We start from the raw sequence: 19681 nt of genomic DNA, 5'->3' as shown, positions 1-19681 counted from the left end.
TTAACAAAGTAATCACATTACCTTTTTAATCAAAAAAACCTAGGCATCTACCTAGGTTTTTTTGATTATTTTATTGCGCCTGCATTCCTACTATTGGAATCGTAGCCCACTTCGGCATATTTTTCTTTACTTTCGCCACCACAATAGTCATATCATCATTTATATAACCATCACCAGAGCGAATTACTTCTTCCATAATAATATCAGCAATTTCCTGTGGATCCTCTGTTTGTAGTTCTTTAATTTTACGTTTTATCCATAATTCATGATTCTCCACATGTTGCGCTCCCTCAAAAATGCCGTCACTCATCATGATAAGAAGATCACCCGTTTTTAATTGCTCACCAACCACATCAACTTCAACATCTTCAATGATTCCCATCGGCAAGTTACTTGCCTCAATTTTCAAAATATTATTTCCGCGTTTAACAAAACTCGGCGTCGATCCAACCTTTAAAAACTTCGCACTCGCATCCCGTAAATCTACCATAGCCAAGTCAAGCGTTGTATACATCTCCTCTGTCGTCCTTAAAGAAAGAATCGAATTGATGGACTTAATCGCTATTTCTTCATCAATACCTGATTGAAGTATCTTTTGTAATAATTTTACCGTTTCCCTACTCTCCATATGAGCCCTTTGTCCATTTCCCATACCATCACTAATCGCAAGTGCATATTTACCAACGCTCAAATCCATCATCGCGTAGGAATCACCTGAAACAAACCCGCCACCTTTTGCAGCTGTGGCCAATCCTGTATCAAGAGAATACGTCTTCGCTGAACCAAATGATATTAAACTGTGCCCATTTGGATATGAGGATTTCTCTTCATGCTTAACGACGATATTCTCTTTTAAAATATCTGAAAGCATCGGAGCAACCAACTTCTCACATTCCCCATGTTCATTAGATACAGCCGGAATCAACATTTCAATATCAATACTTCCTCTATCTAAACAATAAATATCAACATGCTCCACTTCGACACCAAAATCACGAAACGCTTGTAAAATTTGCTCCTCCTGCGCTTGATGGTTCTCTCTTTCTCGTTGTATCTCCTTAGCGAAATCCTCCATCACTTTTGATACACCTAGTAATTGCTCCGCTACAATTCTACGATTTTCCTTCATTTGTTTTCTTAATTTCTGTCCCTCATAGAAGTGATCTAATTCACCCGCTACTAAATCCGTTACTTTCTTCCCTCTCACACAATGCTTGTCCCATTCACGAACTAACTTCCGATTATGCTGCAGCGTTCCTTCTTCTGTTTCACTCATTATTTGTTTCATATAATCGTATGTTTTATCAAAATTAACTACCCAACATTGATCCTTCTTAAAGCATGTTTGACATGTTTTTGCAGTAATTGTACTTAAAAATAAATCAGCTTCTGTTTCTTTATCTTCCTCCTCCACATACCCATATACAGAAAAGCTATTGGACAAAGCAGCAAATACATTAGCAAATTGATTGATTTTGTTCGCTGTAACATCGCGCACTCTTCTTAAATATTGTTGTTGATCTTGTGAATGCTCCTGTGTACCTGGCATAAACTTAGCAATACGATCCATAACAAGCTTCGGCGTTAATAAGAAGAAAACAATTGCTACACCAGATTCAATTAAAGTTGTTACAATACTTGTTTGCTTGTCTACATATAATGTAATTAAGCTTGTACCAATTAATAAACCTAAACTAACTCCTATACGCTTCCCTTCCTTTAACAATCCCCCAAGCAATCCTGAAAAGGCAAGGAGACTAAGTTGAGACAAGCTAGCCACATTCGCTAAACTTAATATTAACCCAGTGACAACTCCTACTGTGGACCCTGTAGCTGCCCCTGCAATAAAGGCAAATACTAATACTAAATATCTAGTAAAAATATGTTGAATAGAAGCATCATAAACAAACCAATCCGTTGTGCCCGTTAAAACAGATGCTAGTAATATAATTAAACAAACAATTTCTTCTGTTTCTAACGCTTGTTGCTTCCCTTTCCTTTCCACTAAAAGCGGAACACTTTGTAAAAATATCATCGTTAATACGAAGCTAAGCCCCGCTTCGATCGTACTGACGAGCAGATCATACATGGTGACGGTTTGCTGTGCAAAATATACAACAACTAAATGTGCGGTTAATGCGGAGATAAATACTTGGAATGGTACAAGTCCAACAGTTTTACGTGTAAACCGACTAAAGAAGATATTATAAATAAAGAAGGTAAAGATAGATGCAAAAGTAAAAAATAAATTGTCTATTGAAACTGAAAGTGCTCCCCCCATTAGGGCTAAGAACGCGAGCGGCATTTTATCTCGCTTCATAACATAAACAGCAGCAAAAAACGGCAATGCAAACGGTAAAATGTTTGTTAATATATATGCTCGTCCCAAAAGAAAACCAATAACAGCAATAATGAATCCCCATCTAAAGAAAACTTGTTCAAACTTCATTCGCAACTTACTCGTCCACTTTATTGTTCCAAGCTGACTTTCATTCATCGCCAATGCACTTGTGCTCATAGTATTCCTTCCTACTTTAGGCATATGTTTAACACCACCTGCATAGTTTAATTACTGTTATTATAAAAGATGATTATTGGTTTTTTTGTCAAAACAACAGTTTTGACTTTTATAATCGTTCGACTTTTTATTCGAAATAAATCTACATATATACATAGTATTTAATTTATTTAAAGTAAGTTGAAAGAATGTTCAGAAAATATAGGGTGATTTTGTAGAAGTATTGTACGTCTTAATTTATATTTAACAAAAAAAGATCATGCAAATTTGCATGATCTTTTTAGATGACCCGTACGGGATTCGAACCCGTGTTACCGCCGTGAAAGGGCGGTGTCTTAACCACTTGACCAACGGGCCGTTAAATTAAATATAGCGGCGGAGGGGATCGAACCCCCGACCTCACGGGTATGAACCGTACGCTCTAGCCAGCTGAGCTACACCGCCATGTCGTCGTATTTAACGGACAATTAGTATCTTACATCAGATACGTTTTAAAGTCAACACATCTCAAAAACTTTTTTAAAAATATATTCTCTCACATAAAAAAGTACCCGAGTAATCACTCTGGGTACCTCTCTATATGTTAAGAATTAAACGGACTTATTATCCACGACGTGCGCCACGGCCACCACGTTTAGATTCTGTGTTACGCTTTAAAGAAGTTAAACGATCTTCACTATCTTTTAAAAAGCGTGCCATCTTTTGCTCAAATGTTTCTTTTGGAGCTCGTTCGTTACCGCCACCGCGGTTATCTCTGTTGGAAGAACGATTATTATTACGTTGTGGACGTCCAGAACGTTGTTGATCACCACCACGTTGGTATTCACCACGTGGACGATCTCCTTCTGTTTTTTCACGTTCTTTCGCTTTCTTAATAGATAGGCCAATTTTGCCATCTTTTTCAACATTGATAACTTTTACTTCTACTTGGTCGCCTACTTTTAAGTGATCGTTAATATCTTTCACATAATTATCAGCAACTTCACTAATATGAACAAGACCTGTTAAGCCTTCTGGCAGCTCCACAAAAGCCCCAAAATTTGTAATACCTGTTACTTTACCCTGTAACTTGCTGCCTACCTCGATTGACATAAAAAAAATGCTCCTCCTTAGTGGTTAAAAAGTCAAATTTTACTTTATTATATATAATCCTAAAATACAGTGTCAATAAGACATACTCTACTTAGAAACAGGAAAAATTATCTCCCCTTTTCCGGAGAAGAAATAATCTCTTCTAGCAATCTTTAAAACGTACTCTTCATCATTCAACTTTTGAACTTCATCTTTTAGATTCTTTTCTTTTTTCGTTAATGAATCCAGTTCTTTTTTCATGTCCTTAACTTTCGCTTCTTTTGCTTTAATGGAACTGTTTTGTTGATAAAACGTCACACTAATACTAGCAATAATTGTAAAAGCAAAGACAAGAAAAACCGCTAAACGGCGATAAAGTCGCTTCCTGTTCTCATCCGTTTGTATTATATGTTCTTTAACAGGATTTGGACTCTGTTTTTCGATTGTTCTTTGTCTCAGTTCCCTCATTTCCGAGGTCCCCCTAACTTCTTTTTTATACGCACCCATAATTGGAAGATATGTCCCTTCAATTTTGCTACATATTGCAGGAACCCTACATGCTTCATTATAAAAAGTTTAACACGATTAGGGAGAAGTTTCCATATGAGCGAAGCAATAAACCGAACAGGCGAGAAAAAAACTTTCCATATGAAAAGTAATATCCAAATCACCATTTTCCATAACACATGTCCAATTGAAAGCAGTATACGAAATAAGAATAATATAAATGCAATAAATAGCTGTGCTATAATAATAACAGGTTTTATCATGAGTAGCTGTATAATTCGAACAAAAAATTGTGTTGTTTGTACAAAAATATAGATGAGAAAATTTAACATCTTCATGTATAGTGCTTTCAATAAGCTTTGATATGCTGCAAAACCACATAGTAACGCCAAAAATACATATATACGTAGTTCGGCTTCATTTACACGCAATAATACATAAAAAACGAATAATGCTTGGACAATCCAAAATAGTATATCATGTATAAATACAAGCCAACGTTTACGCTCTTGGCGTTTTAAAAACCGTTGGTATGTATCTAAAGAAGCACCAATCCAAGCACCCATTCCAATCATTGAAAGCATTGTATACAACTGAATTGTTAGGCTCATTTAAACAACTTACTAAAGAAGCCTTTAGTTTTCTCCCCTTGGTTCTCATCAATATACAGCATTTCATGAACTTTCCCTTTAATTGATACAACACCCTTTTCTACATCTAAATTCTTCATTTGCAAATTTTGACCACGAATTGTTAAAAAACCCATTACAGTCTCAAGTAAAAACTCTTCGCTATCAAAACTCTCTACTTGCTTTACACCAGTAATATCGATTACACGCCTGCCACGCATGATAATATCATGCTCTACAGAAACATTTTGTTGATTAGAAGACATAGGTGAGTAACCATTATTCACGAAAATCCCCCCATAGCTTTATACTAGCTAATAGTAATGTATGAAGGGCTAACCTATTTTAGAACAAGCCTTCTTCCGCTTTCACTTTTTCCTCACGAACGAGACTATACATGGTTGCTGCATCTTCTTTTTTAGTTGTTTCTTTCAATTCATTTACTTTCACAGTTACTATTTTTTGCCCGAAACGAATTGTTAATTCATCCTCTACCTTCACATCTGAACTCGCTTTTGCCACTTGGCCATTAATCGAAATTCTTCCTTGGTCAGACACTTCTTTTGCTAATGTTCTTCTTTTAATTAAACGTGATACTTTCAAAAATTTATCTAGACGCATATCAAATCCCCCTATTAACGCTCTGTTTGTTTTGCCTCTTCCCATAAAACATCTAACTGTTCTAATGATAAATCTTGCATTTCCTTATTCATTTCAGCTACTTTTGCTTCCATGTATAAAAAGCGAGCCATAAATTTCTCATTAGTTGAACGTAACGCTTCTTCTGGATCTAATTTATAATGACGAGCTATATTAACAAATGCAAATAGTAAATCACCAAATTCACCTAGCATCTTTTTCTCATCCATGTTTACAACTTCTTGTTGGAATTCTTGCCATTCTTCTAAGGCCTTCTCTATCATCGGCTGCACATCAACCCAATCAAATCCAACCTTTCCAGCTTTCTTCTGAATTTCATAAGCACGCATTAGCTGTGGCAAGCTTTTTGGAATACCCGCTAAAACAGATTCTTTCACGAATCCCTTTTCTTGTTTTTTAATTTCTTCCCAATTTGCAATCACTTCATCAGCATTATTTACATCCGTATTCCCAAACACATGCGGATGACGACGAACCATTTTCTCAGCTAAAGTCCGAATAATATCATCTATAGAGAACCAACCTTCATCCTCTCCAATTTGAGCATGAAGCATAACTTGTAATAATATATCACCCAGTTCTTCTACTAAATGATCATCATCCTCTTCATCAACTGCTTCTAGCACTTCATATGCTTCTTCAATTAAGTATTCCTTTAAAGATTGATGAGTTTGTTTTTTATCCCAAGGGCAACCATTCGGTCCACGCAGTTCCGCAATAATTGCTCTAAGCACATCAAACTGCTGATACAAAGACGCACGTTCCTTAACCGGGGGTACATATACACTCGTTAAATTATTTAACTCCGTTTCATGATCTAACATGTATAACGGTACCTTTTTTACTTGCTCAAATGAAGTTCCTGCAGCTGTTACGATATACACTTCATAATCATCTGGCAACATCTCCATTAACATCAGTTTCACATCTGAAGCAACGAACGCATCATACACTTGGCAAAAGATTAAATGTTGACGTAATTCTAATTGTCCTCTTTCAAATGATGTAGCATCAATTAATTGGAATCCTTCAATCGGATCAATCTTTAGGCTCGCAAACATCGGATCAAGGAAACTTTGTCCACCTTCAAGTCGCACTTCAATATTTGCTACTTCTCCTTTTTCCAAAAGTAGCTGAACGGTTCTTTCCGCTACAAGCGGATGACCAGGAACTGCATAAATAATTTCTGTACCTTTCGCTTGTTCTAACAACCTATTCGCGATTGTTTCATATACGATTTCAAATGTATCATGCGCTTCGTATACCTCGTCAAAAGCTGTATATTTTATACCTTCTTGCTCCAATTCTTCTATAACTGGGTGTTCCTTCGTTCTAACAAACATATGGTCCGCTTCTTTTATCTTTCGATATACGCCCATCGTTAACTGATCTAACTCACCAGCACCTAATCCTAAAATAGTAATAATTCCACTCACAACCAGTCACCTCTATCCACTCTTCTTCAATGAACCTTCTTTTTTCTCTTGTTTCATAACGGTTCCTAATTCTTCTTTTGTAAATACACGTAATTTTAAAATTAAAAACATATATGCTAATCCGCCGATAGCTACACCTAACAGCGCTTCAACCGTCGCAATTCCTCTATGTCCTGTATCAATTACTAATCCAGACATTCGCAACATACGCATAAAGATTATTAATACAAACCCCATACCGATACCACTAATAACCACACCTAACATATTCCGCCTATCAATAAGCGGCTCCGATACAGCTCGCATAAGCAACACACTATTTAGCAAGGCAATTACAATAAGCGCAACTAAAGTTGCAATTGCAGCTCCCTTCACACCAAAATACGGCATTAATATATAGTTTAAAGCTAGCTTTAAACTACCTCCAAATACAACGAATATTGCTGGTTTTAATGTTTGTCCCACTCCTTGTAAAATAGAAGCAGTTGTAATTGACAATGAACTAAATAAAATAGATAAAGATAAAATCGATAACACATCTGATCCATCACTATTTTCAAACAACATAATATTTGTAGGTTGAATAATACAAGTTAATCCAATAGCAGCTGCAAATCCAATAGCAAATGTTATTTTCATTGCTAACTTTACCTTCTCTTGAATAAATGAAAGATCTCCTCTTTCTTTCGCCGCTGTAATAATAGGAATAAGTGACAATGAGAAAGAAGTTGTCACAACAGTACCTAATTGCATAAGCGGGATACTTCTATCATAAACACCTTTTAGTACCTTTGCATTTTCAACTTGCTCTCCCGCGCGAATAAGCAAAGTATAAAAGGAAATAGAATCCGCCATTTGTATAAAAATAAGGACTAAATTACTAACACAAATCGCTAATCCCTGCCAAAAAAGGATTCGAATAATCCTTTTTTTATCTCCAATTCTCTTCCAACTTTTAAAGAAAATAACATGGAAATCATGACGCATATAAAGTAAAAGTACGATGATCCCAATAAGCCCGCCTGCAATTGAACCTAGCATAGCACCTGCACCAACTGTATATAAATCAAATCCATGAGCAATAAGGAATAGTGATAAAAATACAATGATAGAAACACGAATCGTTTGTTCAATTACTTGCGAAACAGCCGTCGGCATCATATTATTGAATCCTTGAAAATATCCTCTCGCTACAGATAAAAATGGCATTAGTAGGAATGAAAATGAAATAACACGTAATAATTTATCTAAATGTATATCACCCATAGCCGATGCAATTGTTTCGGCCCCAAAGAATAATGTGAAAAACCCTATAAATCCAATTCCTAATAAAAACCAAAAAGATACACAAATAATTTCTTCTGCTTCTTTTTGTTTTCCTCGTTCTAATCTTTCTGCGACCATTTTTGAAATAATAATGGGAAACCCATAAGTGGCTAAAATTAAACAAAATCCATAAAATGGATAAATTTGTTGGTAAATATAAAAACCAACATCACCCGCTATATTTTGATATGGAATACGGTAAAAAGCGCTTAATACCTTTGTAACAAAACTTGCGATTGTTAATATAATAGCCCCACGCCAAAAGGCTTGGTACTTCTTCGCTTCCATACAAGAAAACTCCTTTTTCTATTCTCACCCCTCGTATTATATCACAAAGAAAAACTGTCTCTCCTTCATATTCCTTACATTCACTGACTTCTTTCAACAGCAAAAATACTCAATGAAAAAAGGTAGCAAAGCGCTACCTTCATTCAATGCTTATATCTCCAAATAGTTAATTTCTCAAATAGAAATATCATAATTAGGAAAGATTGCTACTTATAGAAATTACACTTCACTACTGCTCCATTTGTTTCGCTAAAAAACTTGCAGCTGTATTTACTGACTTATGCTCTACTTCACTTATAATAGCTTCTTTAGAGAAGATAATAACAGCCCCAATTGGATCCCCATTCGCAACAATCGAGCCAATTGTATAGGAGCTGACTTTTTCTGTTACTCCATCAATAATTGAAATTTCACTTTCATCTGTCATAATTACAGACTTGCGCTCTTCCATTGTCTTCTCAATTAAATCGCCAACACTTTTATTTAAGTATTCTTTTTTAGATGCGCCTGCTACTGCGATAATAGAATCACGATCGCATACAAGCACATTATGTCCTAAGCTATCATATAAAGCTTCCGTATATTCTTTTGCAAAATTACCTAGTTCACTAATCGGAGAATATTTCTTTAAAATGACCTCTCCATCGCGATCAACAAATATTTCTAGTGGGTCCCCTTCTCGAATACGTAAAGTTCTACGAATTTCCTTTGGGATTACTACCCTGCCTAAATCATCAATTCGACGTACGATTCCAGTTGCTTTCATTCTATGCTGCCTCACTTTCTACTGATGATCAAAGTGGTGAATTTACCTGTTCATGTAAAAATCACCAACTATTAAACATAGTATTTTACACATTAGTTCTTCTATGCACGTCGAATTGTATTTTTTATCTTATATTAGGCATTTATTACTTCTTTTTTTACATCTGGTAAGCCTTTTAATAAATTTTCAGCAATTGTTAACCATTTCGATGTCTCTAATCCATTCGTTTTCATCACAATTTTCAATTGTGACCCCTCCATACCAAGACCGATCATACGACCAAAACTACTTCCTAGCATGAATAATTTTCCACCATCTATATTTTGGCTCGCTTGTTCAGAAAACAGGAATGTTACTTCAAACTTATTTTGCTTAATTAACTCAATTTGTTCTTTCATCGCCAACACTTTAATGTTTGCAATTTGTAATAAATAACCAACTTCTTGTGGATAATCACCGAATCTGTCGATCATCTCTTCCTGCAACTCTTCAATATCTTCAATTGCAGAAATACCTCTAAATTGTTTATACATCATAATTTTTTGTTTACTATCTGAAATATACGCATCCGGTAAATATGCGTCTACTTCTAAATCAATTTCAACATTAACGGTATTTTCAACTCCGTCTGTTCCTCTACGCTGCTCAATTGCATCTTTTAACATTTGAGAATATAAATCAAATCCGACAGAATCAATAAATCCATGTTGTTCTGCCCCTAACAAATTACCCGCACCACGAATTGATAAGTCTCTCATCGCAATTTTGAAACCAGATCCAAGCTCTGTAAACTCTTTAATTGCCTGCAGACGCCTCTCTGCAACTTCCGATAACACTTTATCGCGTTTGTATGCAAAGTAGGCATACGCGACGCGATTAGAACGTCCAACACGACCACGAAGCTGATACAACTGCGATAATCCCATACGATCTGCATCAAATACAATTAATGTATTTACATTCGGAATATCTACACCCGTCTCAATAATTGTTGTACTTACAAGAACATCATGCTGCCCTTCTAAAAACGATAGCATAACAGACTCTAATTCACCTTCATTCATTTTCCCATGTGCGTATGTTACACGAGCATCTGGAACTAACATCGAAATTTCATCTGCTTTTCTTTCAATATCCTCCACACGGTTATATAGGAAGTAAATTTGGCCTCCTCTTGCCAACTCTCGCTCTATCGCTTCTCGCATTAACGCTGGATTATACTCTACTACATATGTTTGTACTGGGAAACGATTCTCTGGTGGTGTCTCAATAACAGATAAATCGCGTACACCAAGCATAGACATATGAAGTGTACGTGGAATCGGAGTTGCCGTTAATGTTAACACGTCAACATTTGCTTTCAATTGTTTAATTTTTTCTTTATGTGTAACGCCGAATCTTTGTTCTTCATCAATAATAAGAAGTCCTAAATCTTTATACATAACATCTTTAGATAAAATACGATGCGTTCCGATTACAATATCCACCGTTCCATCTTTTAAACCTTTAATCGTTTCATTTTGTTGTTTTCGTGTGCGGAATCTACTTAGTAACCCTATATTAATCGGGTAATCTTGAAAACGCTCTCGAATTGTTTCATAGTGTTGTTGTGCAAGGATTGTTGTCGGTACTAAAATCGCAACTTGTTTTTCATCCATAATTGCTTTAAATGCCGCACGAATAGCTACTTCAGTCTTTCCATATCCTACGTCGCCACAAAGAAGCCTATCCATCGGACGTCCGCGTTCCATATCTTTCTTAATCTCTTCAATAGAACGTAATTGATCCTCTGTCTCTTGATATGGGAAAGAAGATTCAAATTCCTGTTGTTCTGCCGTATCTGGTGTATATGCATAACCTTTCGAAGCTTCACGCTCGGCATATAATTTAATTAGGTCATCTGCAATGTCTTGTACAGATTTTTCAACTTTCGTTTTGACCTTCTTCCAATCATTTCCGCCTAATTTATAAACTTTTGGATCCTTACCTTCAGACCCTACGTATTTTTGCACTTGATCAATTTGTTCAATTGGAACGTATAACTTATCATTACCTTGATATTTAATATTTAAATAATCTTTATGAACACCATTAATCTCTAATGTCTCAATACCTAAAAATTTACCTATACCATGATTTACATGAACTACATGGTCTCCAACTTTTAATTCCGAATAACTTTTAATACGTTCAGCGTTAGATAACTTTTGCTTACGTTGTGACTTTTTAACCTTCTTATGAAAAAGCTCTTTTTCAGTAATGACAACAAACTTTTGCATCGGCATTTCAAAGCCTGCATGTAAATCACCTACAGCAATTTGTAACCTTCCAGGCAATAAGACATCTGTGGCCTCTACAATGTCTGCATCAATATCATAATCACTTAAAATATGTTGTAGTTTTTTTACACGTTCATCATCTGTTCCAAGCACAACGGTCGTAAAATGCCCTTCATTCCATCTATCAATTTCAGTTTTTAACAACTGCATCTGTCCGTGGAAATCTTGCATCGTTTTACATGTCACATTCACAATGTTTTGAGGATGTGTGTGTGCTATATGGCGTAAGAATAACGTTAAATATACAAAACTTCTTTTTTTATTATGAAGAAACTCCTCAAATGAGTGGGAGAAAGATAAATCCTGAATAATTGTTCCTTCGCCAAGAAGTGAGATATACCATTCCGCTTCTTCTGTTTCAAGATGTGATGCTGTTTCTTGAATACGGGAAATCTCATCTAAAATTACAACACCGTTTTCTGGTAAATAATCTATCAGACTAGCAGGTTCTTTATAGAAAATAGATAAATATTTAAACATTTGTTCTATACTTTGCCCGTTTTTCAACATTTCAATTTCATGACTAACCGTCTCAAGTACAGCAGTCTTTAATTTATCATCGGAAAGCTTTTGCATCGTCTTAGTCAAACCTTCTTCAAGATGCTTAATTCCCGATTTCAATTCTTCCTGTGAAAATAAAAACTCTGTTGCCGGACCAAACCGAACACTTTCCCTTTTATCTTGAGAGCGCTGTTCTTCCACATCAAATAATCGAATAGAATCAACCTGTGTATCAAAGAATTCAATACGAAATGGTAATTCTTCAGTTAATGGGTAAATATCTAATATTCCCCCGCGCAAACTAAACTCTCCTGGAGCTTCTACCATCGACTTACGCTCGTAGCCAATATGATGTAAGGTATGCAAGAGTGCATCTAAATCAATCTCTTGCCCTAGATTGATTTCAATTTGCCTTTGCTTCCATAATTCTTTTATTGGTAAAAACCTACGCAGCCCTGCAACTGGCGCTACAATAATCCCATTCTCTCCCGCAGCTAAGCGATTTAACACTTCAATACGCTGCGCCTTCAATTCTGGACTTGCAACACCAACTTCCGATGCTATCAATTCATTTACCGGATATAGCCAAACATCCTTTTCACCAAGTAACGCCACTAAATCTTCATGTACTTTTTGTGCTTGGTATAAATTGTGCGTCACAATAAGTTGTGATTGCTTTGTTTTTTTATATAAAGCTGCCATTAATAATGAACGAGAGGATGTTGCCATACCCGATACAAGTTGTTCTTTCAACCCATCTTCTAGCCCATTAATAACCGATTGTATTTCTTCATTTTTATAAAATTGCTCTAATAAACCTATCATTTTCAAAACTCCTCTCAACATAAAGAGCAAGTTACTATATTTTATGCAAATATTTTGGAAAAAGAAAACAGAAAAATGCTTTGGACATGCCAAAGCGACAACATTTTATTGCAGAAATTTTTCATATTCATAATACTTAGGATAAGATGCGAGCGTTTCTTGACACGATTCACAAATCGTTTTTATATATATATTTCCATTCTCATGAAAATGAATCATATCCACTACTTCTTGCTCTGTTAGTTGAAACAAAACGTCGCTATATACTTTTTCTGCGATAATGGAGCCCACATTACTTCCGCAATGTCTACAGTAATAATAACCTTCCATACTAGCCTCCTGAATATCCAATTTCTACTAGTATGGGATAAAACAAAATAAAATATTCCAGATTGTGCGCTTAACTATTAAAAGTATTCATGATTTGGAGAAAAGGTTTATTTAACCATTCCTCACATGCATTCGCTGCATTTTCAATGGATTGATTAACGCCAGATATTTCTTCAGATGTAAAACGTCCTAATACGTAATCCACTACTTTCATCCCATTTTTCGGACGATCGATTCCCATACGGATACGTTGAAATTCTTGTGTCCCTAAATGTGAAATTGTTGATTTCACACCATTATGTCCACCCGCACTACCTTTCATGCGAAGGCGTAACTTACCTACAGGAATATCTAAATCATCGTACATAACAATGAAGTCCTCAACATCAATTTTATAATAATCCATGAGCGGACGGATACTTTCCCCAGATAAATTCATATATGTAAGTGGCTTTAGTAAGATTACTTTTTCCCCATTAACAAAGCCAGCGCCAAATACTCCTTTAAACTTTTGTTCATTCAAAGAAATACTCCAACGCTTTGCAAGTTCATCGATCGCCATAAATCCAATATTATGCCTTGTTAATTCATATTCTCTACCTGGGTTCCCAAGTCCTACTATTAATTTCATTCTTGTACCACTACTTTCTTTTTTCGATACGAAAAGACGTAACCAAGCTTGGTTACGTCTCATTCTATCCAATTAATTGAATAATACACTTACAGATTCTTCTTCGTATACACGAATGATTGCTTCTCCGATTAATGGAGCAACTGAAAGTTCATGTACTTTATCAATTTTCTTCTCTTCTGGTAATACAATAGAGTTCGTTACAACTAACTCTTTAATATTCGAATTTTGAATACGCTCAATTGCTGGGCCAGATAATACTGGGTGTGTACAGCAAGCATATACTTCAGAAGCACCGTTCTCAACAAGAGCGTTTGCCGCTAATGTAATTGTACCAGCTGTATCAATGATGTCATCAATTAAAATTGCTGTTTTGCCTTCGATGTTACCGATAATGTTCATTACCTCCGATACATTCGGACGAGGACGACGCTTATCAATAATAGCGATTGGCGCTTTTAGGCGATCCGCCATTTTTCTAGCACGCGTTACACCACCGTGATCAGGAGATACGATTACGATATCTTTAAGGCCTTTTGCTTCAAAGTAATCTGAAAGAATCGGTACACCCATTAAGTGGTCGATCGGGATATCAAAGAATCCTTGAATTTGTGGAGCATGTAAATCTAGAGTGATTACACGAGTTGCACCTGCTGTTTCAAGCAAGTTTGCTACAAGTTTCGATGTAATTGGTTCACGAGAACGCGCTTTACGGTCTTGACGCGCATAACCATAGTAAGGAATAACAATATTAATTGTTTTTGCAGATGCACGTTTCAATGCATCAATCATAATAAGTAATTCCATGATATGTTCGTTTACTGGGAAGCTTGTAGATTGAATAATGAATACATCGCAACCACGGATACTTTCTTCAATGTTAATTTGAACTTCTCCATCACTAAAACGATCAACAGAACATTTTCCTAGTCCTACTCCAATATGCTTTGCGATTTGCTCAGCAAGTTCCTTATTAGAGTTTAAAGAGAATACTTTCAAATTAGAATTTAGATATTGAGTCGACATCTAGATTAACCCTCCACATTATGATTTTTTCTTATTCAGCAATTGATCAACATAGTCTTCTTTGTTAACTTGACGTGCACGTGCTACTGATAATGCTTTTGATGGAACATTCTCTGTTATTGTAGAGCCTGCTGCCACATAAGCACCATCTTCAACTGTTACAGGAGCAACAAGGTTTGAATTACATCCAATAAATACCCCGTTACCAATTACAGTTTTAAACTTATTCTTGCCATCGTAGTTCACCGTAATTGAACCACAACCAAGATTCACGTCTTCTCCAACTTGTGCATCCCCGATATAACTTAAGTGTGAAGCTTTACTTCTATTACCAAAAACAGTTTTTTTGATTTCTACGAAGTTTCCAACGCGCACTTCATCTCCAATAACTGAATCTGGACGAATATGTGCAAATGGACCAACCGATACTTCTGTACCAAGTTTGCTGTCATGTACAGTAGATTGACGAATTACCGTACGATCTCCAATTTCACTATCGCGAATTACTGTATGCGGTCCAATTTCACAATCAGAACCAATTACAGTGTTACCCTCAATAACCGTTCCTGGGTGAAGAACTGTATCACTACCAATAATTGCATCCGCAGAAATGTATGTGTTACTTGGATCAATAATTGTAACACCATTTACCATGTTCTTTCGGTTGATACGATTTTTCATAATAATTTCCGCTTGCGATAGAGCGACTCTGTCGTTAACACCTAACGTTTCATCGAAGTGCTCTGTTTGATAAGCTGATACAATATGACCTTCATTCTTTAAAATTTCAATAACGTCCGGAAGGTAATATTCGCCCTGTACATTATCATTTGAAACTTTAGAAAGTGAAGCAAATAAAGCTTTATTATCAAAACAATACGTACCTGTATTAATTTCTTTAATAGCTAATTCTTTTTCATTTGCATCCTTATGCTCAACAATCTTTTCAACATGACCATTCTCATTACGAACGATACGGCCATATCCAGCAGGCTCTTCTATGTACGCTGTTAGTACCGTCGCCATTGCTCCCGCTTCTTCGTGTTGCTGAAGCAATGCTTCCATCGTTTCAGCAGTTATTAGAGGTGTATCACCACAAATAACTAAAGTTGTTCCTTCTTCATTTGCAAGTACACTTGCAGCTTGATCGACAGCATGAGCTGTACCAAGTTGTTCTGCTTGTAATGCAAACTCACTTACGTTTCCTAGCTGTTCTTGTACCTTTTCAGCACCATGTCCAACGACTGTTACAAGTTTCTGCAATCCTAATTGAGATACTTCATTGACTACATGTTGTACCATTGGTTTTCCACATACAGGATGCAGCACTTTGTATAGCTTGGACTTCATACGTGTGCCTTTACCTGCAGCTAGAATCACTGCAAATCTGTTTGACATATAGACCCTCCATCGCAACCTATTTATCCATTAACGATATTATCCTAAATCATCATATATTTCAAGAAACACATTTTAACTATTAAATTTTACCATAATTCTTATACGATGTTTTACTCTTTAGTATCTTTTTTAAGAAATAAGCTATACTATTTAAAATGATTTTCAAAAAATTAGAAGTTTCTTCTCTTTTTCTAAATGGATTTCGAATTTTACGAATACAAATTATATGAAATCAAAAAAAACAAACTCCTGTAAATGCTTACAGGAGTTTGCTACAAAATTATAAGGCTTTCTTTCAAAAGCCCTTTTCATTCGAATTTTACGAAGCGCCTGCTTCTTCAAACTCAACCTCTTCTAACTCGCCTAAACGGTGATACTCTGTTAAAACCGCATCTTGAATTTTAGAGCGTGTATTAGAATTAATTGGATGTGCAATGTCACGGAATTCTCCATCTGGAGTACGTTTACTTGGCATTGCTACAAATAATCCATTATTACCATCAATTACACGAATATCATGAACAACAAATTCATGGTCTAGAGTAATAGAGGCAATTGCTCTCATGCGGCCTTCTGTGTTTACGCGGCGTAATCTTACGTCAGTCACTTCCATCTTGTGTTCACCACCCTTTTCTAAATAAGCGATATATTTGTATAAATTCCACAAATTTTCTATTTTCCCTTTAATTTTTTTAAAATTTTTAAGATAAAAATTTTTAAAAAAGTTGAATATAAGGATTAGTAGAGGTTATCGCTTACAAAGAGTTACTTAACTAGGGCAATTACTTCGATTTCAACAGAAACATCTTTCGGTAATTTTGCTACTTGTACACAAGAACGCGCTGGTTTATGAGTAGAGAAATAAGAACCGTATACTTCATTAACAGCATTAAAATCATCCATATCCTTTAAGAATACTGTTGTTTTTACCACTGTATCAAATGAAGCACCTGCTTCTGCTAATACCGCTTGTAAATTTTCAAATACTTGCTCTGTTTGTACTGTTACATCTCCTGTTACAAGTTCTCCACTTGCCGTTAACGGAATTTGTCCTGAACTATAGAACATATTATTTACAATAATCCCTTGTGAATATGGTCCGATTGCCTGTGGTGCTTTGCTTGTTTGAACAACTTTCATACTTTTCACCCTTTTATTATTTATTTTTACTCTTTAAAAATAGTGTACCAAAGGCAGTTTGTCCATCTATTTTGTAATTTATAAATAGGAATAAAAAAAGGTAAAGCTATCTGCTTTACCTTTTTACTCAGCCTCTACAAGCCCTTTATCAAATGGTGCAAGTGAATAATTTCCCTTTTCCACTTGAATCGCTTTTTCTTTCACATCAACTTCTGACAGACGAATTAATGATACAAAGTTATTAATAAGTCTTTCTTCAATATCCGTAGACTCTACTAATACGCCAATTCCAACAACATTAGCTTTAAACTCTTCTAGCATGCTCATCATGCCTTGAATGGTTCCGCCAGCTTTCATAAAGTCATCAATAATTAAAACATTGGATCCTTCTGGAAGGCTACGCTTTGCTAAAGTCATCGTTTGGATTCGCTTAGAGGAACCTGATACATAGTTAATACTAACAGTGGGTCCTTCTGTTACCTTATTATCTTTTCTCGCAATTACTACCGGTACATCTAAGTAGTTCGCCACTGCATAAGCAAGTGGAATTCCTTTTGTCGCTACCGTCATAACTGCGTCAATTGATTGCCTAGCAAAAACCGAAGCGAACAAACGACCCGCGCCATTAATTTGACGAGGATTACTTAAAAGATCCGTCATATATAAATAACCACCTGGCAAAATACGATCCGGATTTTCAAATAAGCTACAAAGCTCATTAATAATCAGATTTGCCTCCTCTTCACTTATATATGGAATATATTTCACTCCTCCTGCTGCTCCTGGTACCGTTTGCAATGTGCCGACTCCTTGTTGTTCAAACGTTTGCTTAATAATAACTAAATCTTCACTAATGGAAGATTTAGCCGATTGATACCTTTCAGCAAAAAAAGTGAGAGAAACTAGCTGACGAGGATTTTGTAACAAGTAATAAGTCAGATCAACCAATCTTGTACTTCGTCTAATTTTCACACTCTCACCTCAAATCACGAATATTCTAAACAAATCATACCGTATTATACGTCTTTATTCAAGTGTTTCTCGCTCTCCTAATAAACGAACTGCATATACTTGTTCGCAAAATCCCTTTAATCCGTTATATATACGATGCATTCGCGAATCATGGTGTACAAGACCAAATACAGTTGGACCACTTCCACTCATTAATACGGCATCTGCACCGAAGCGTTTCATCTGTGCTTTAATACGTGCAACCTCAGGATGCATCACAAACGTCACATCTTCTAAAACGTTACCAACAGTATCACAAATTCCTTTATAGTCCCCGTCATTAATGACTTCAACCATTTTATCTACATTTGGATGTGTAACACGATTTAATTTTAAATTTCCGTATACGTCAGCAGTAGATACACCAATATGAGGCTTTGCTAAAATAACCCAACAAGAAGGTGGAGTTTTTATATGTTCAATTTTTTCTCCTCTTCCAGTGGCAACTGCAGTTCCGCCATATACACAGAAAGATACATCTGACCCAATTTCTGCGCCAAGCTCTGCTAATTCCTCAATTGTCAGCCCTAAATTCCATAACTTATTAAGGCCACGTAATGTCGCTGCTGCATCACTACTTCCACCTGCTAATCCAGCGGCTACTGGAATCGTTTTTTCAATAGTAATAGATACACCTTTTTTTACATTAAACTTCTCTTTTAATAATTTTGCTGCTTGATAAGCTAAATTGCGTTGGTCGTCTGGGACATACCGATTATGGGACAAAATTTCAATACGGTCTTCTGCTAATTCCATTAGCTCTAAACGATCTGCTAAGTCGATTGTTGTCATAATCATTTTCACTTCATGATATCCATCTTGTCTTTTTCCCAGTACATCTAACGACAGATTAATCTTTGCTGGTGCTTTCACTAGTAGCTTCAATCTATTCACCCACTCTATGTACTCAATCTTTTATCGTTTATTTTACCATAAATTTATAGTAAGACGATGAAACTTCCCTAATTATAACGAAAAGCATTCAGAATGAAACTACTTATGTCAAATGATGGCACCTTTTAGCGTGCAAAAAGCCGAGGAATCTCTCCTCGGCTACCGTAGCATAGAAAGTATCTTACAACTACTGGTTTCGTTTCATTAATTGCTGTTCTGCAATTTCTATAGCACGTTTTACCATATTACCAGCATCTTTCGCACGAATTCCGCCCCATCCTTCTTTCTGAACAACATCATAAAAGCCAAGCTCTTTTGCAAGCTCTTCTTTAAATTGATTTGACATGACTCCTCTTCGTCTACTCAATGCAGAGTCCCTCCT

19 protein-coding genes and 2 tRNA genes are annotated in these 19681 nt (G+C 35.9%); all 21 read right to left on the bottom strand.

Features of this window, described 5'->3' with window-relative positions:
* Positions 1 to 70 precede the first annotated feature (70 nt).
* Entirely contained in the window at positions 71 to 2542 is a 2472-nt protein-coding gene (gene spoIIE / locus ACFWDE_RS19245; protein WP_377894031.1) for a stage II sporulation protein E, read from the bottom strand.
* 261 nt (positions 2543 to 2803) lie between these two features.
* Positions 2804 to 2875: transfer RNA gene (locus ACFWDE_RS19240), tRNA-Glu, on the bottom strand.
* A 13-nt stretch (positions 2876 to 2888) separates the two neighbouring features.
* Positions 2889 to 2962 (bottom strand) — tRNA-Met (locus ACFWDE_RS19235).
* 159 nt (positions 2963 to 3121) lie between these two features.
* A complete protein-coding gene (locus tag ACFWDE_RS19230) occupies positions 3122 to 3610 on the bottom strand; it encodes a S1 domain-containing RNA-binding protein (RefSeq protein WP_002063394.1) in 489 nt (162 codons plus the stop codon).
* An 87-nt stretch (positions 3611 to 3697) separates the two neighbouring features.
* Positions 3698 to 4057 carry a cell division protein DivIC gene (divIC, locus tag ACFWDE_RS19225; RefSeq protein ID WP_002124547.1) on the bottom strand — a complete coding sequence of 120 codons (360 nt, stop codon included), beginning with the start codon at positions 4055 to 4057 and terminating at the stop codon, positions 3698 to 3700.
* Entirely contained in the window at positions 4054 to 4707 is a 654-nt protein-coding gene (yabQ, locus tag ACFWDE_RS19220; protein WP_002091573.1) for a spore cortex biosynthesis protein YabQ, read from the bottom strand. Before yabQ ends, divIC begins: the two co-directional genes overlap by 4 nt.
* Positions 4704 to 5012: a sporulation protein YabP gene (gene yabP, locus ACFWDE_RS19215; protein ID WP_001059101.1), complete on the bottom strand. Its 309-nt coding sequence runs from the start codon at positions 5010 to 5012 to the stop codon at positions 4704 to 4706. Before yabP ends, yabQ begins: the two co-directional genes overlap by 4 nt.
* A gap of 58 nt (positions 5013 to 5070) precedes the next feature.
* Positions 5071 to 5346 (bottom strand): RNA-binding S4 domain-containing protein, encoded by a 276-nt coding sequence (locus tag ACFWDE_RS19210; RefSeq protein ID WP_377894027.1) that lies wholly within the window; start codon positions 5344 to 5346, stop codon positions 5071 to 5073.
* Between the two features lie 14 nt (positions 5347 to 5360).
* Positions 5361 to 6821, bottom strand: coding sequence for a bifunctional methyltransferase/pyrophosphohydrolase YabN (gene yabN / locus ACFWDE_RS19205; RefSeq protein WP_377894026.1), 1461 nt, complete (start codon positions 6819 to 6821; stop codon positions 5361 to 5363).
* Positions 6822 to 6833: 12 nt separating this feature from the next.
* On the bottom strand, positions 6834 to 8435 hold the full coding sequence (locus ACFWDE_RS19200; RefSeq protein ID WP_377894024.1) for a putative polysaccharide biosynthesis protein: 1602 nt from the start codon (positions 8433 to 8435) through the stop codon (positions 6834 to 6836).
* 229 nt (positions 8436 to 8664) lie between these two features.
* A complete protein-coding gene (spoVT, locus tag ACFWDE_RS19195; protein WP_215554940.1) occupies positions 8665 to 9201 on the bottom strand; it encodes a stage V sporulation protein T in 537 nt (178 codons plus the stop codon).
* Positions 9202 to 9335: 134 nt separating this feature from the next.
* Positions 9336 to 12866 carry a transcription-repair coupling factor gene (gene mfd / locus ACFWDE_RS19190; RefSeq protein ID WP_377894023.1) on the bottom strand — a complete coding sequence of 1177 codons (3531 nt, stop codon included), beginning with the start codon at positions 12864 to 12866 and terminating at the stop codon, positions 9336 to 9338.
* 105 nt (positions 12867 to 12971) lie between these two features.
* The gene (locus ACFWDE_RS19185) at positions 12972 to 13196 is read right to left on the bottom strand and encodes an anti-sigma-F factor Fin (RefSeq protein WP_377894021.1); all 225 of its coding nucleotides are present in this window, start codon (positions 13194 to 13196) and stop codon (positions 12972 to 12974) included.
* 70 nt (positions 13197 to 13266) lie between these two features.
* Positions 13267 to 13827 carry an aminoacyl-tRNA hydrolase gene (gene pth, locus ACFWDE_RS19180; RefSeq protein ID WP_377894042.1) on the bottom strand — a complete coding sequence of 187 codons (561 nt, stop codon included), beginning with the start codon at positions 13825 to 13827 and terminating at the stop codon, positions 13267 to 13269.
* 72 nt (positions 13828 to 13899) lie between these two features.
* On the bottom strand, positions 13900 to 14853 hold the full coding sequence (locus ACFWDE_RS19175) for a ribose-phosphate diphosphokinase (RefSeq protein ID WP_002091580.1): 954 nt from the start codon (positions 14851 to 14853) through the stop codon (positions 13900 to 13902).
* Between the two features lie 18 nt (positions 14854 to 14871).
* The gene (gene glmU / locus ACFWDE_RS19170; protein WP_002091584.1) at positions 14872 to 16251 is read right to left on the bottom strand and encodes a bifunctional UDP-N-acetylglucosamine diphosphorylase/glucosamine-1-phosphate N-acetyltransferase GlmU; all 1380 of its coding nucleotides are present in this window, start codon (positions 16249 to 16251) and stop codon (positions 14872 to 14874) included.
* 322 nt (positions 16252 to 16573) lie between these two features.
* Positions 16574 to 16867: a septation regulator SpoVG gene (gene spoVG, locus ACFWDE_RS19165; RefSeq protein ID WP_000454042.1), complete on the bottom strand. Its 294-nt coding sequence runs from the start codon at positions 16865 to 16867 to the stop codon at positions 16574 to 16576.
* A 152-nt stretch (positions 16868 to 17019) separates the two neighbouring features.
* Positions 17020 to 17394 carry a RidA family protein gene (locus tag ACFWDE_RS19160; protein ID WP_000869819.1) on the bottom strand — a complete coding sequence of 125 codons (375 nt, stop codon included), beginning with the start codon at positions 17392 to 17394 and terminating at the stop codon, positions 17020 to 17022.
* A gap of 123 nt (positions 17395 to 17517) precedes the next feature.
* The gene (gene purR / locus ACFWDE_RS19155) at positions 17518 to 18366 is read right to left on the bottom strand and encodes a pur operon repressor (protein WP_377894018.1); all 849 of its coding nucleotides are present in this window, start codon (positions 18364 to 18366) and stop codon (positions 17518 to 17520) included.
* A 54-nt stretch (positions 18367 to 18420) separates the two neighbouring features.
* Positions 18421 to 19290 carry a 4-(cytidine 5'-diphospho)-2-C-methyl-D-erythritol kinase gene (gene ispE, locus ACFWDE_RS19150; RefSeq protein ID WP_157383855.1) on the bottom strand — a complete coding sequence of 290 codons (870 nt, stop codon included), beginning with the start codon at positions 19288 to 19290 and terminating at the stop codon, positions 18421 to 18423.
* A gap of 196 nt (positions 19291 to 19486) precedes the next feature.
* A complete protein-coding gene (gene sspF, locus ACFWDE_RS19145; RefSeq protein ID WP_002094215.1) occupies positions 19487 to 19666 on the bottom strand; it encodes an acid-soluble spore protein SspF in 180 nt (59 codons plus the stop codon).
* Between the last annotated feature and the right edge of the window lie 15 nt (positions 19667 to 19681).

Origin of the sequence: Bacillus sp. NPDC060175, assembly GCF_042728695.1 — a bacterium.
Taxonomy (GTDB): domain Bacteria; phylum Bacillota; class Bacilli; order Bacillales; family Bacillaceae_G; genus Bacillus_A.
Note: the sequence above shows the minus strand (reverse complement) of the source record. Positions and strands in the feature narration are given on the sequence as shown.